Source organism: Pseudomonas sp. D4002, from assembly GCF_013385665.1.
GTDB lineage: Bacteria > Pseudomonadota > Gammaproteobacteria > Pseudomonadales > Pseudomonadaceae > Aquipseudomonas.
Genome location: NZ_JACAPN010000017.1, coordinates 253,440 through 267,635 on the forward strand (window position 1 = coordinate 253,440; position 14,196 = coordinate 267,635).

The following is a 14,196-nucleotide window of genomic DNA, read 5'->3' on the forward strand; positions in this document are numbered from 1 at the left end:
GCAGAGCGGAAACAAGGTTAATTCATGTTCGTATACAGTCTGCACCACGAGCATTTTCAAAGCCTGAGGAGACAATCGCTGTTTTGATTCAGGGCGAAAAGCCTCCTCCATCAATGAAGCATCTCGATGGTGCGGAGCTCTGTTTTTATTCGGTACGAAAAAAGTACGTGCAGCTTATTGAATGGGATGCCTTAGGACGAACTAAAAGGCTGCGCAGTCCGATAGAGCCTAAGCAAGATTTATAGTTTTCTTGTTTTTTATCCAATACGTTATTATTGCAAAGTTACTATGTTGATACTCGCGTACCCAGACTATCCAAAGCACACAACACTTTTTGACTGGTTGAAAAGCATCCCCGCTGGTGGCGATAAAACCACACGACTCGCGCGAATTTTCTCTGCGATTCGTACTGAGGCAATCTTGAGCAATGGATTGATGATGCTGATTTACGGACCAAGAGCGTGGGGATTTTCGATGAACCGGATCCCAAGAAGCTCGACTTACTACTCCGCTCCCTGGGACGAGGCTTTGCTGGGGGCTACTTGAACGCTATTCAGCAAAAGCGGATTGAGCATTTTCTTCAAGAGGAAGCGTTAGCCTTCAGCAGTTGGTTTCGGCCTGTGAGTCCAAATGCTCCACAGACGAGACCGATGCTACCTGATCCTGATGATTCTATTGCTCTCAATCAAGCCCCAGATCCTTATGATGACGATGATCGACCCACGTCCCGGGGCGCCTATCCCAGAGTCTAGATTGAAGCCTAAATCGTCCCTGGCCTCTTAGGCACCTGGAATGGCGGCTTAGGGTCGAAAGAGGTCGTTCATGAGCGTCAGCTACCGGCCATAAGCAGCCATTAGTATATGGTCGTTATCTATCCATTGCTGACGCTCGCAAGGGGCGGCTATCAGTAACAGACAATAACTCGAAGGTGCCCGCGAGCCCAAGAACGACTCCGTCACAGACGGTCTGGAAACTGAGCTGGTTATGGACACCGAGCTTGGGTTTTTGACACAACGGAACTGGTCTCTAAACCGCAGCTGCCACGACGACTTTGCATGTTTGGCCACCCCGTTTGCTTCAATCGAGTGTCCGTAGTGTTTCAACGATAAGTGACCGCACCCAGCGATGGCCTGCGTCGCGCTGAGTTCGTTCATGCCAGGCCAAGATTTTTCTGAAGCCTGGAATTTCAACAGGCGGCTCTATTGATTTGAGCCCGATGTTGTTCACTGCCAATCGACGCGGCACGACAGCGATTATGTCGCTGTACGTTAGAATTTCTGGAAGTACCAGAAAGCTGGTCACCGACACTGTCACTCGACGTGATCTTCCAAGTTTTTCCAGAGCATCATCCGTCACTCCATGAAAACCGCCCCCTGCCGGGGAAACCAAGGCGTGATCCAATGCGCAGAATCGATCCAGTGAAAGCCTGCCATTCAGCGCATCTGGGTGATCAGTGCGCATTACGCATACATAGCTTTCATCAAAGAGTGCGATAGCATGCAATCCTGGTGTTACCGCTTCAGGGGTAACCAATGCGAGATCGATCTCACCTCGATCCAGCTGATTTTGAAGCTCTTGATGATCCACGGGCTGGACACTAACGCGGATGTTCGGCGCTTGTATTCTTAGCGCGTTGAGAAACGGTACGACCACTGCACGCAATGCATAGTCGGTCGAAGCAATCCTTATCGTCATGCTCGCCGTCAACGGATCAAAGCTTTGCGGCTGAAGCATACCTTCAATATCTGCCAGCAATTTCTTAACCGGCGCTGCAAGCTGCTCTGCACGCGACGTCGGCACGATGCCGCGCTGGGCGCGCACGAACAGCGGATCGGCGAAGCTTTCTCGGAGCCTGCTGAGCATGCCGCTCACAGCAGGCTGGGTAAGCGATAGTCGATTTGCGGCTCGCGTAACGCTACGTTCATCAAGCAACGCATCCAGTGCTTTGAGGAGGTTGAGATCTAGATTTCTGATATCAGGATTCATGATGCGCAAAATAAAACATAGCGATTGGTCTTATTTCTAGCCTACACCCATCATGGTCTCAATTCATCAACTGAGCGCTGCATAACCATGAATCAGATCATTTGGCCTGAGGGCTACCTGCCAGGTTTTACCGAAAACTTTGTCTCTAACGAGGTCATCATCGCGGGATTGAGTGCCGCACAGGTATGGCCTCTGCTCACCCAGGCGCAGAGATGGCCGTCGTACTACGCCAACTCGGCAAACATCCAGTTTCATGATCACATCGGGCCGGATCTGCAAGACGGGGTATTTTTCTACTTCGAAACGTTCGGCTTTCCGGTCGAGGCTTTATGCAATGAGTGCGTGCCGCCAACTCTAACCTCTCCAGGACGAATTGCGTGGCATGGCTGGTCGGGTGAGGGTGACGCTCGGCTGGACGTTCACCATGCCTGGCTTATTGAAGACCTCTCTGGTGGACGAGTGCGCATCCTGACTCAGGAAACACAGAAGGGTAAACCAGCGGAGAATCTCGCCAAGGCCAAACCCAATCCGATGATCAACGGTCATCAGGAATGGCTGGACGGCTTGGTGGGTGCGGCACGCTTGTCTCCCAGCCTTTAACCTCTGAATTTAGTCTTTAGCCGTGGGCCTCAGATGCGGTCAGATTAGGCATTCTAAGTCCGGCCCCAGAGCATCCGTGTCTCAGCTCTGGGGCGATTCGACAAAAGCCTGACGACTTCCCTGCGTTATCCGCAATATTTGAACTTCATTCCAACGGCAGCGGACGATCAATGATCACGTGCTTCATCACCAACGTCGATGTCAGACGCTGTACGTTGGGTAACCTCGACAGTTCCTCATCGTATAGTTTTTGAAATGCAGGAAGATCTGCTGTCACCACCATCAGCAGGTAATCAGGATCGCCAAAAAGTCTCTGAGCTTGGACGATGTAAGGAATTCGCGGTAAAGCATCTTCAAAATCAGCTACTGCTTTTTGGTGTCCCTCTCGGAGCGTCACGAATACCAGGGACGAGAAATTGAGTCCTAACTCAGTCGCGGATAGTTGAGCTCGATAACCCTTGATCACTCCCAGATCTTCCATCGCCCGAACGCGTCGATGGCATGGAGACAAACTTAGACCTACGCGGTCGGCCAGCTCCGTCAGTGACTGACGGCCATCTTGCTGCAGTTGCGCAAGAATCTTCTTGTCTACACGATCCATTAAGAAAAACCTTCTAATTCGTTTAGCTTCTACAGGTATCTTCGAAAGATAATACCACTTCGCTTTCATTATCCTTCTATCACGGTTTTTCAGGGCCAAGCGGCGCTTTGAATTGATGGAAGAGGAAGGATTTGATCGTGAGTGTTTCTCTGATTATGGCGTTTTGGGCCGTATCATTTTTGTTTGTTATCACGCCTGGGGTCGACTGGGCCTACGCGATTTCGGCAGGTTTGCGAGGCCGCGTCTTACCCGCCGTAGTCGGCATGCTTTCCGGCCATCTTGTGGCCACGCTGATCGTCGCCGCAGGTGTGGGGGGAGTGCTGGTCAAAATTCCCTATGCATTGCTGACGTTAACGCTGATGGGGGCGGCCTATCTCTTATGGCTCGGCCTCAACATGTTGCTCAAGCCTTCGCTGCCTGCTCAAGGGACATCCCACGATGAAGGTGCCTGGATGGCCTGGGCGATAAAAGGACTATGCGTCAGCGGTCTCAACCCGAAAGTCCTATTGTTGTTCCTAGCGCTACTACCTCAGTTCACTGATGCGTCAACCGCATGGCCAGTAGGGGCTCAGATTGTCGCTCTAGGCCTGATTCATGGTGTCAGTTGCGGTGTCGTCTATCTCGCGGTCGGCTATGGCGCTGGTGCGGTGCTTGCTTCACGACCAGCAGCGGCAACCAATGTGAGTCGGATATCGGGAGCCGCGATGATCGTAATCGCTGTGGTTCTAGCTGCCGAGCGGCTGGCCATTTGAATTGAGGAAGTGAAATGTCTGATCAAATCAACGCCCCCTATAACAGCCCTCCTCGCGCAAGGGTACGAATTCCACATTTACAGGACATGAAGGCACGGGGTCAGAAATGGGCCATGTTGACTGCTTATGACATGTACGCCGCGTCAGTGTTTGAGGCGGCAGGAATTCCAGTGCTGCTCGTAGGCGATTCCGCTGCCAACAACGTGTTTGGACATAACTCGACATTGGCAATAACAGTTGACGAGATGCTTCCTCTTGTCAGGGCGGTTTCGAGTGCTACCAAACGGGCGTTGGTCATTGCCGATTTGCCCTTTGGCTCTTATCAGGGATCGCCTGAGCAATGCTTCCATACCGCAGTGCGCTTCATGAAGGAAGGCGGCGCTCATGCCGTAAAGCTCGAAGGTGGGATCGAGATGCTTGCGCAGGTAGAGATGTTGGTAGCCGCTGGCATACCAGTTATGGCCCATATCGGTTTTACCCCACAGGCAGAACATCAGCTGGGCGGATACCGCATCCAGGGCAAAGGCGAAGACGCGGAGCGGTTGATTGATTTGAGCGTTGCCTTCGAGCGTGCTGGGGCGTTTGGCCTGCTGATAGAGATGGTGCCAGGCGATGTAGCAACGAGGATCACCGAGACAGTCTCCATCCCTACCGTAGGAATTGGTGCTGGTAATGGCTGCGATGCACAGGTGCTTGTCTGGCAGGACATGGCGGGGCTAAGGGATGGTCAGTTGCCGCGATTCGTCAAGCAGTATGCGGATATGAGAAAGGTGATGAGTGACGCTGCTCAAGCCTTTGCTAAAGATGTCGAATCGGGCTCATTCCCTGGGCCAGAACATACTTTTTAGAGCATCGGAGATCGCAATGAGCACACTGCGCCAGAAGGCGATAGCAGGCCTGGAGGAAGGTGACACTTTTGAAATCAAACGCACTTTTTCGGACGCAGACATCGTCCAGTTTGAAGCGCTATCGCGCGATCACAACCCAGTGCATTCCGATGCCAAGTATGCAGAGGCTAAAGGCTTTGATGGTGTCATCGCTCACGGTTTGCTTACTGCGACATTGATCACAGAGATCGGAGGGCAGTTGGGGTGGTTGGCTACCTCCATGAATCTGCGCTTCAAGCGCCCCGTTTATATCGGGGATGAGCTTACATGCGTGTGGAAAATTATGGGGATCGATGAGGGTAATCGGGCTCAAGCCGAGGTAATCGTGACCAACAGTAGCGGCCTGGCTGTCTTGCTCGCGGAAACGACAGGGTTAATTCCCAATGACGCCGAGAGAGAACTACTTGTATCAATAACGATTGATGAGACCTAGGCCTATCAGGGCGATGCAAAAACACCTTTTGTAGAGAATTTACAGATGCATGGCTTACTAAAATTAATTATTCGACCGGGAACGGAAATGGCAGACGCCGGCTTTCTCGTTTTAGCCGCTTTCGTTGGTTGCGCAGCGGGACTATTGCTGGCCTACAAAGTGTCGATCTTGGTGGGATTGCCCTTCGCACTTTGTGCAACCGTAATGCTTCATCTCACCTGGCGGACGCCAGGTTTCTCTCCCCAAATGACACAAAAAAAATCGGGCCGTGCTGACGTATAGCGTAACGGGAATAGTGGGGCCGTCTGATCGGTGCAATCAATCAAAGACCTGCTAAATGATTCCCCTTTTAATGGGCAGTTTTATGAATCGCGTATGACTGCTTTTGGCCGGTTAGCGACGGCCTGACCTCGACCGTCGCTATACATGGTCAAACCTCAGTCTGTTCTGCCATCTCCAAGGCGTCATCGACCTCAATCCCCAGATATCGAACAGTGCTCTCCAGCTTCGTATGGCCGAGCAGCAACTGAACCGCCCGTAAGTTTTTCGTTCTGCGATAGATTAGTGATGCTTTCGTACGTCTCATTGTGTGAGTGCCATACATGGCTGGATCAAGGCCAACGGCTTTCACCCAGCCTTTGACGATACGAGCGTATTGACGAGTGGATAAATGGTCTGAGGTATGCAGCCGGCTAGGGAAAAGGCAGTCCTCGCTGCGTAGCTGGGCTTGATGTATCCAAGCCGCGAGAGCAGACCGTGTTTGCTCAGTGATCTCAAACTGCACAGGCCGCTGCGTTTTCTGCTGCATCACCATGGATCGTGATGATACGTGCTCGCCATGAGCGACATCGCGCACGCGGAGCTTGGTTAAATCGCAGGCTCGAAGCTTGCTGTCGATGGCCAGATCGAAGAGAGCCAGATCTCGGGCTCTTTCCGCAATTTGAAGCCTTACTCGGATGGCCCAGATATCTCTCAGTCGGAGTGGGGTTTTCTGCCCGACCAGTTTTCCTTTGTTCCAGGGCTGACGGCTGCAGGTAGCGATGATGTTCATGACAAGTCCTCCACGTGTGGAAGGACAAGGATGGCTAATAGCAGCAACGGTCGCTAACCGGCCAGAAGCGGACGGTCGCGACTGGCCGAGATCAGCCCGTCACGAATGGCTGCTCTCGGCCCAGACTGAGCCAAAATTGAAGTTGGCGCTTCTATGCCAAATCTAAAATTTATCGGCTGGATGGCAGACCGAGATTTTGCGTAGAAACGCGATTTGCGGCTCTAATTTGGACACCCATCGCGCTGAAAAACGTTTTTACTGTTGGCGCTGATGCAACTTTGATTCAGGCTGCTGATTTTGACTACCCCATCTTCAGCAGCTGAAATCCCGCACAAGACCATCTTTTACTGAGTATTCGGGTGAGTCAATGCATTCTGGCATGAGTCAAAGTCGCTCTAGCGCTAACAGGGTTATCCAGTGATGCTCAGGATGAAGCTTCAGCAAATGCCGCCTCAGCCACGCAACCTCCTCATCAGGCAGCGTCGGCAAGATCTTGTGAAAATCCTCCTCATCCTTTGCCCGCGTACGCAGGGCTTTGAACAAAAGGATCGCCGCAGGCCTTAAATATGGAATGCTTTCACTGCTCAAACACAACATTTCTTTACGGGAAAACCGGATAGCCCCATCCCTTTTGTAAACCCATACTTCAGGACTTCCCGATTCAATCATCATGTCTAACCGCCAAGCTTGAGCAATTGGGTCGAAACACCACACCTGCTGAATGTCTTGACCTGGGATTTGACCCGAGGGAAGAAAAGTGAGTATCCCGTCCTTCGCGGTGTACATATCGAGATCGCCAAGCGCGTGCCGGAATTTTGGAAAATCGTCTCGCAACATGGTGAGCTCTATGTCTTCATGCTCCCTAGTCTTTTCGCCGAGCCATAGATCAAGTGCCCACCCGCCTACAACGCACCATGGAAGCGAGACGCTCTTCAGGCGAACCGCTAACTCGGCAGGAGTCCACGAATCCCATAGATTTTGATCCGGCGCCAAAGCTCTTTCCGTCATAATCTGATCTCCGGTTGCTCTGAACACTACGCTGTCTAAGACAGGTCTTCTCAACGCTCTGACACCTAGTAAGTAGATAAGAACCCAACCGGCCAACAACGGCCAGAAGCAGTCGGTCGCGATCAGAAAGGTTTGACGACAACGAGTCGCTCTCGCACTCTGTTTATAACCCATTCATTCATCAGGTTCCCGCATGTCATTAGCGACCGTAGTGCTGCTCGACTCCTGGCCACAGCCAAGTACGTCGCCTGAACCAGTGGTGTTCGCCACGGACACGCAACTATGTTTACGGTATTACACCACCGGAGAAGAAATAGCTGTGGTTCATTTTCCGCTAGTAAAGAAAATCCAATTCGGTTCGCCAAACGACGAAGCTTTGGGCGGCCATCCGCTCATTGGACTTGGCCTAAAGCATTACCAAATTCATCGAATAGATAATTCGCCTTGGTTAGCAGAGCTTGAGCAAAGGAACGCCATTCATCCTCGACACGACAAACAGCGGTTCATGAAAGATGCTATCCACTATGTCTTTACGTTTCAGGACTCTACCTTGGAATGCATCGTAATCGAGGGGGCGTTCTGGCATCCCAAAGTGCAAGTCTTTACCTCGGAGCAGGAGGCAAAGGATGGCTGGCGCACACTGGTGAATGACGTGGGTGCATTAACCCAATAGTCAGGAGCGGATGGCTGCGTTGGGTCGGAAGCGGTCGGTCATGAGCGGCCGCTTCTGGCCGATTCTGTTGAAAAAGCCGTACTCGCTTAGCCAAGGTGACCGCCTGCATCAATGAATAGCTTGCGGAGTTTTTTTCGAGCCGCCTCTGAAAGACGCTGTGAATAGCGTTGAAACTCTTCTTCGGCTGTATCGGGCTTGCCGTTCATGGCCAATACAAACGCGTATGCAAGAGGATGTTGTATGTAGTTGTAGAAACCCAGGCCACCCGTCGACAAATGCTGCTTGACCCGCTCGAAAGCACCAGGCAGGGCGGCTATCGAACGAGCCTCGTCCCAAAACGATTCAGCTTTTGGAATGGCAGCCCGGAGGATATTGGGTGCGCTGGTTGCTATGGCATCAGGTCCGTAGCTGCATGAGATATCAAACGCTCGATCGCGCACATCGAAAGTCAGATCAGGTCGTGCTGATTTTGACGTCCTGTGCCATTTGATTTCATTGCCGGAAAGATGGGGAACGAAGTCCAGTGACAGAGCCCATGACGGCGCTAGCGCGCCGCCTTTCCACTGCTCAAGGCGAAAGAGTTGGCGAATGGGAGCATCGACGCTACGAAGCCAGGACAGCGGGCCCTGAACTTCGAATCCTAACGGCTGTAAAAGTGACTCTACGGTTGGCGAAACAATTTCGTGGATCTGATCTATTCGCACTATCTCGAACGTTTTTCCCTGCATCGGCGGCCCCATGCTCAAAAGTAATCCCATTTCGACAACTTCGGTCGTTGGTTCGACCTCAGATAATTGATGGAGTCTTCTTCATCCTCATTCGGGAATCAAGGCACACGAAACTTCTCTCGGCGAACTGTCTTTTACATCTGGCAGATAGTGAAAACGTGGTCTGACCCCTTTTCCGTTGTGGTCCTTGCGTAGAAATCACCCACCCCCTCCCTGGATAGCTCCCCGCCTTACCTGGCCCAAATCCTGCCTGCATCACTCCCACCCAGTCGCTACTGACTACGCGGACGACTCTTTTGAGCCCCGCCGCCCAATCCCCGCCCCCGATAATCAAGCATCCCCCTACCACCGCCGAGGCCTTCCCCCATGACGAGCCCATCCACCGAACAGGTCAGCCCCCAAACCCTGCGCAGAGTGATCATCGCCGCCGGTATCGGTAACTTCGTGGAGTGGTTCGACTTCGCCGTCTACGGTTTTCTCGCCACCACCATCGCCCAGCAATTCTTCCCCAGCGGTGACGCCAGCGCGGCGTTGCTGAAGACCTTTGCGGTGTTCGCGGTGGCCTTCGCCTTCCGGCCCCTGGGCGGGATTTTCTTTGGCATGCTCGGCGACCGGATCGGGCGCAAACGCACGCTGGCCATGACGATTTTGCTGATGGCCGGCGCCACCACGCTGATCGGCCTGCTGCCCACCTATGCCGCCATCGGTGTAGCGGCGCCGATTCTGTTGTCGTTGATTCGCTGCGCCCAGGGTTTTTCCGCCGGGGGCGAATACGCCGGGGCCTGTGCCTATTTGATGGAGCACGCGCCCAGTGACAAGCGCGCCTGGTATGGCAGTTTTGTGCCGGTGTCGACGTTTTCTGCGTTCGCTGCGGCGGCCGTGGTGGCGTACGCCCTGGAGGCTTCGCTGTCCGCCGAGGCAATGGGCAGTTGGGGCTGGCGCTTGCCGTTCCTGATCGCGGCGCCGCTGGGGCTGGTGGGGCTTTACCTGCGCTGGAAGCTGGATGAGACGCCGGCCTTCCAGGCGGTGAAGCAGGAGCACGCGGTCGCGCACTCTCCCCTCAGGGAAACCTTGCGCAACCATGGTGCGGCGATCTGTTGCCTGGGCGCTTTTGTGTCGCTTACGGCGTTGTCGTTCTATATGTTCACCACCTACTTCGCGACGTATCTGCAGGTGGCGGGTGGCTTGAGTCGGGCGGTGGCGTTGCTGGTGTCGCTGATTGCGCTGATTTTCGCGGCGGCGATCTGCCCGCTGGCGGGGTTGTATTCGGATCGGGTGGGGCGTCGGGTCACGGTGATGACGGCGTGTGTGTTGTTGATTGTGGTGGTGTACCCGTCGTTCCTGATGGCCAGTTCCGGGTCGTTCGCGGCGTCGGTGGTGGGGGTGATGTTGCTGGCGGTGGGCGCGGTGCTGTGTGGGGTGGTGACGGCGGCGTTGTTGTCGGAGACCTTTCCGACACGCACGCGGTATACGGCTTCGGCGATTACCTACAACATGGCGTACACGATCTTTGGCGGTACGGCGCCGTTGGTGGCGACGTGGTTGATCAGTACCACCGGCAGCAACCTGTCGCCGGCGTTTTATCTGATTGCGGTGGCGGTGCTGGCGTTGGCGGGCGGGTTGGCGTTGCCGGAGACGTCGCGGATTTCGCTGCATGAGGTGGGCGTGGAGGAAAAAGGCGCAGCGCCGGTGTTGTCGCGCTAGGTTCGGCTGGTGTGAACGCAATGCCCAATCCAACAAAGATCAACTGTGGGAACGGGCTTGCTCGCGAATGCGGTCTGTCAGTGAAAAATGTGCTGACTGGCCCACCGCATTCGCGAGCAAGCCCGCTCCCACATTGGTTTTTCTTTGCTTGTTAGATCTCCACTTCCGGACTGAACAGTGTGGGCGTCAGCCGGCGTAACTATTTAGCCACTTCCCCAATCGCCCGCGCCGCCTGAGCCAAACGCTGCGTGGCGACGCGGATTTCCTCCGAATTGAGCGAGGCGAAGCCCAGGCGCAAGGCATTTTCAGGATGATCAAACGGTGAAAACAGGCGACCGCTGCGCACCACCAGGTCCAGCTCCAGCGCTTTTTCAGCCAGTCGGTCGACGTTGATTGAGTCGGCGAACCTTACCCACAACGCCAGCCCGCCTTCGGGTTCCTGCACAGAGATCTGCTCGCCAAAAGCTTCCAGCAAACAACTGAGCAGGGTCTCCCGACGCCGACGGTATTCCCTGGAAACCCGCCGCAGGTGCTTCTTCAATTCGCCATCGTTGATCAGGTCCGCGAGCATCCGCTGCATCACGGCATCGCCCTGGCCCAGGCTCACCGCCGCCGTACGCTCAAGCACTTCGATGAGGTTCGACGGTGCAACGATGTAGCTGCAACGGAAGGTGCTGCCCAGGGACTTGGACAGCGAGCCGATGTAGATCACATGACGCTGCGCGCTATCACTGGCCAGAGGCAAATAGGGCCGTCCGGCAAAGTGATACTCGTGGTCGTAGTCTTCCTCGATGATGCAGAAGTCATGCAGCCGGGCCAGTTCCAGGAGCTGCTGGCGACGTCCGGCACGCAGGCTGACGGTGGTAGGAAACTGGTGATGGGGGGTGACGTACATCATCCGTACGTCATGCAGGCGGCACAGCTCGGCGAGTTGGTCGACCCGGCAACCTTCGTCGTCCAGGTCCACGGTGACCAGTTGCGCACCCAACTGGCGGAAAATCTCCCAGGCCGGTGGGTAACTCAGGCGTTCGACCACCACCACATCACCGGGTTTGAGCAGCGCGCTGGCGGTCAGGTACAGCGACATCTGCACGCCTTGGGTCAGGCAAATCTGCGGCGCGCCGACCGTCAGGCCGCGATTGTGGCGCAACATTTCGGCCAGGGCATTGCGCAGGTACTGGCCGCTGCCTTCGCTGCCATGGCGCACGGTGTTGGTGGTAAAGCTGTTGCGCAAGGCATTGCGGTAATAGCGGTGCAGCACGGCTTGCGGCAGCAAGCGATGGTCACAGGCACCATTGTCGAAAAACAGCGCGCCGGGCCGGTGTTGCAGGGCTGTCACCTGTTCGCCCGGGGTGAAATAGGCCGCCGCAGGCGCCTCCCGCAATGCCGGGGCAAACGACTTCGGGGCGCGGGTGGCCGGCACCGCGCCTGTCGCCAACTGCGAACTGACGAAGGTACCGCGACGTTGAAGGCTGACCAGCCAGCCCTTGGTCACGGCCTCCTCGTAGGCAAGGATCACCGTCTTGCGGTTGACGTCCAGCAGTTGCGCCATCTCCCGCGTGCCGGGCAACAGCGCTCCGGGGCGCAGGCGGCCCTCGACAATCGCGCTCACCAAGCCCTCGACGATCTTTCTGTAGGACGCCTGCGGCTGCTCCCCATCGAGTTTGAGCAACGGGCGCCATTTGCGAAGCTGGACCATATGAATTATCCAAAACTGGAGGTTCTCCTGGTCCTAGTCTACCGCAACAATCGAGCCTCAATTGCCCCGAGGTGTTTATGCAAAACCGCCATGTCGTTGAATTGTTGCCCTCGGGCAAATCCTTCGAAGCTGCCGATCAATTGCTGCTCGACGCCATGCTGGCCAGCGGTCTCGCCGTACCCTTTTCCTGCCGGCGCGGCGCCTGCGGGTCGTGCAAGGTCAAGGTGGTGTCGGGCCAGCACCGGGAAAAGCTGCGCACACCCGACACCCCTGCCGCCTCCTATCCGCTCGCGGCTGACGAGATGTTGCTGTGCCAGAGCCATGCCTGCAGCGACATGCGCCTGGAAATCCCCGGCTGGTCACTGGACACGCCCGCGCTGGAAGCCAGCGCACAGGTGATCAGCAAACGCGCGTTGAGCGCCGACATCGTCGAGCTGGTGTTGCTGACTGCCCAGCCACTCGAAGTCCGGGCCGGCCAGTACCTCAGGTTTCGCCTCGACGATGGCGACAGCCGCTGTTTCTCCGTGGCCAATCTGCCCGCGCAGGACCAAGGCCGGTTGGTGTTTCATATTCGCCAGGTCAGCGGCGGCCTGTTTTCCGAACGCATCCTGCCGACCCTGCAAGTGGGCGATGCCGTGAAACTCGAAGGCCCCGTGGGCGCCTGCACCTGGCAACACGACGATGAGCGCCCTGTTGTGCTGTTCGCCACCGGGACCGGTTATGCCGGTATCAAGCCCTTGCTGCTGACGGCCCTGGCCCGCCAGGCCGAGGTCACCCTGTATTGGGGTAACTCGGCACCGGCGGACTTCTACGACGTCGAGTTTCTCGAACGGGCCAGCCAGGCCCATCCACGCTTTCTCTGGCATCGGGTTTTGTCGGCAGACGCCCGCGTACAGCAGGTCGCGTTGACACAGCCCCATGACTGGGCCGAGAGCCAAATCTACGCCTGCGGCAATAGCACGATGATCAACCAGGCCCGCGAAGCCTGCCTGGCGGCAGGTGCGCAGGCGCATCGTTTTGTCGCCGAAGCCTTCGTCCCCAGCGGTGCATTGACGCCAGCGGAGTCGCTCAACACGCGGCACCCGGTGCTGGAAAAAGTCGGCCCGCGCTACTCGCTGGACGGCATGCTCGCCGCCCGCGAGCAAACGGTCAGGGCCCTGGCCGCCATCGCCGATCAATTGAAAGTCGGCATGACCACGGCGCAAGCCCTCGCAATGGCCAGTGAGACATTGCAGGCCATGGGCGCGTCTCACACCTGGCATCCCACCTATATTCGCTTTGGCGAAGACACCATCCGCACGCCCCGCCAAGGCATCGACCTGCTGCGCAAGCTGCGGCCCACCGATATCGCCGTGGTCGACCTTGGCCCGGTGTGGGATGGCTATGAAGGCGACTATGGCGACACCTTCGTCTTCGGCGAGCACCCATTGCATGACGCTTGCACGAAGGCCCTGCATGAAGTGTTCGACGAGACCCGCGATGCCTGGCACCGCGGGCTGACCGGGCGCGAGCTGTACGACTTCGCTGAGGGTAGCGCCCTCTCCAAGGGCTGGCGCCTTGAGCGCAACCTGGCCGGACACCGCATCGCCGACTTCCCGCATGCCCTGTTCGGGCAGGACAAGCTGGCTGAAGTCGAGATCGTACCGAGCGAGATGGTCTGGGTGCTGGAGATACAGATCTGCCATCCCACACAACCGGTCGGTGCGTTCTTCGAGGATATTCTGATTGGCGAGGCCAACGGGGGCGTGTAGGGATGGGCCGTACGGTGGACCCGGTGAGTCCAGAGCGGTAACGTTATCCGGGCATTATCACCTCAGCAAAAAGGGAGTTTGCATCATGACCGACGACACAAAAACAAAAGGGCCAGCGTCGTACTTCCCCTCCATCGAAAAAAACTATGGGCAACCCATTAGCCACTGGCTGGATCTGCTCAAGGCCGCCAGTTCCAGGAAGCATATGGAGCTTGTGGCCTTGCTCAAGACTGAACACGGCATGGGCCATGGTCACGCCAATGCGTTGGTTGCGTACTTCTTGGCGGCTGAAAAAGGCAATTGATCCACCTCCCGGCGGGCGG

Annotated in this window: 14 protein-coding genes; 8 read left to right on the plus strand and 6 right to left on the minus strand. The window is 56.0% G+C overall.

Going from position 1 to position 14,196, the window contains the following annotated elements; translation table 11 throughout:
• Positions 1-1,077: 1,077 nt before the first annotated feature.
• Positions 1,078-1,986 (minus strand): LysR family transcriptional regulator, encoded by a 909-nt coding sequence (locus HX824_RS11330; protein WP_008430215.1) that lies wholly within the window; start codon positions 1,984-1,986, stop codon positions 1,078-1,080.
• An 87-nt stretch (positions 1,987-2,073) separates the two neighbouring features.
• On the opposite strand from HX824_RS11330, the gene HX824_RS11335 reads away from it, so the two are divergent.
• The gene (locus HX824_RS11335) at positions 2,074-2,586 is read left to right on the plus strand and encodes an SRPBCC domain-containing protein (protein ID WP_003212637.1); all 513 of its coding nucleotides are present in this window, start codon (positions 2,074-2,076) and stop codon (positions 2,584-2,586) included.
• A gap of 145 nt (positions 2,587-2,731) precedes the next feature.
• Here HX824_RS11335 and HX824_RS11340 read toward each other — a convergent pair whose 3' ends face one another.
• Positions 2,732-3,187, minus strand: a complete 456-nt coding sequence (locus HX824_RS11340) for an Lrp/AsnC family transcriptional regulator (RefSeq protein WP_003212635.1) — start codon at positions 3,185-3,187, stop codon at positions 2,732-2,734.
• Positions 3,188-3,318: 131 nt separating this feature from the next.
• Between HX824_RS11340 and HX824_RS11345 the strand changes: the two genes are divergently transcribed.
• The 3 genes from HX824_RS11345 to HX824_RS11355 are packed head-to-tail and all read left to right on the plus strand — an operon-like array spanning position 3,319 to position 5,259.
• Positions 3,319-3,939, plus strand: coding sequence for a LysE family translocator (locus tag HX824_RS11345; protein WP_003212633.1), 621 nt, complete (start codon positions 3,319-3,321; stop codon positions 3,937-3,939).
• Positions 3,940-3,953: 14 nt separating this feature from the next.
• Positions 3,954-4,787 (plus strand): 3-methyl-2-oxobutanoate hydroxymethyltransferase, encoded by an 834-nt coding sequence (gene panB, locus HX824_RS11350; RefSeq protein ID WP_008430222.1) that lies wholly within the window; start codon positions 3,954-3,956, stop codon positions 4,785-4,787.
• 16 nt (positions 4,788-4,803) lie between these two features.
• Positions 4,804-5,259, plus strand: coding sequence for a MaoC family dehydratase (locus HX824_RS11355; RefSeq protein ID WP_003212629.1), 456 nt, complete (start codon positions 4,804-4,806; stop codon positions 5,257-5,259).
• 430 nt (positions 5,260-5,689) lie between these two features.
• Here the strand turns inward: HX824_RS11355 and HX824_RS11360 are convergent, their stop codons facing one another.
• Complete coding sequence (locus HX824_RS11360) at positions 5,690-6,310, minus strand: tyrosine-type recombinase/integrase (RefSeq protein WP_177051056.1); 621 nt, start codon at positions 6,308-6,310, stop codon at positions 5,690-5,692.
• A gap of 384 nt (positions 6,311-6,694) precedes the next feature.
• Complete coding sequence (locus HX824_RS11365; RefSeq protein ID WP_371319413.1) at positions 6,695-7,492, minus strand: nucleotidyltransferase domain-containing protein; 798 nt, start codon at positions 7,490-7,492, stop codon at positions 6,695-6,697.
• Between the two features lie 19 nt (positions 7,493-7,511).
• On the opposite strand from HX824_RS11365, the gene HX824_RS11370 reads away from it, so the two are divergent.
• On the plus strand, positions 7,512-7,991 hold the full coding sequence (locus HX824_RS11370) for a hypothetical protein (protein ID WP_023659022.1): 480 nt from the start codon (positions 7,512-7,514) through the stop codon (positions 7,989-7,991).
• Positions 7,992-8,077: 86 nt separating this feature from the next.
• On the opposite strand, the gene HX824_RS11375 is transcribed toward HX824_RS11370, so the two are convergent.
• Positions 8,078-8,749: a hypothetical protein gene (locus tag HX824_RS11375; protein WP_008438842.1), complete on the minus strand. Its 672-nt coding sequence runs from the start codon at positions 8,747-8,749 to the stop codon at positions 8,078-8,080.
• A 336-nt stretch (positions 8,750-9,085) separates the two neighbouring features.
• On the opposite strand from HX824_RS11375, the gene HX824_RS11380 reads away from it, so the two are divergent.
• On the plus strand, positions 9,086-10,423 hold the full coding sequence (locus HX824_RS11380; protein ID WP_177009656.1) for an MFS transporter: 1,338 nt from the start codon (positions 9,086-9,088) through the stop codon (positions 10,421-10,423).
• Positions 10,424-10,622: 199 nt separating this feature from the next.
• Here HX824_RS11380 and HX824_RS11385 read toward each other — a convergent pair whose 3' ends face one another.
• Positions 10,623-12,122, minus strand: coding sequence for a PLP-dependent aminotransferase family protein (locus tag HX824_RS11385; RefSeq protein WP_177054549.1), 1,500 nt, complete (start codon positions 12,120-12,122; stop codon positions 10,623-10,625).
• A gap of 77 nt (positions 12,123-12,199) precedes the next feature.
• Between HX824_RS11385 and HX824_RS11390 the strand changes: the two genes are divergently transcribed.
• Together HX824_RS11390 and HX824_RS11395 are read left to right on the plus strand one after the other, a co-directional pair.
• Complete coding sequence (locus HX824_RS11390) at positions 12,200-13,873, plus strand: M24 family metallopeptidase (RefSeq protein ID WP_177054550.1); 1,674 nt, start codon at positions 12,200-12,202, stop codon at positions 13,871-13,873.
• An 85-nt stretch (positions 13,874-13,958) separates the two neighbouring features.
• Positions 13,959-14,177 carry a DUF4287 domain-containing protein gene (locus HX824_RS11395; RefSeq protein ID WP_003214516.1) on the plus strand — a complete coding sequence of 73 codons (219 nt, stop codon included), beginning with the start codon at positions 13,959-13,961 and terminating at the stop codon, positions 14,175-14,177.
• Positions 14,178-14,196: the final 19 nt, after the last annotated feature.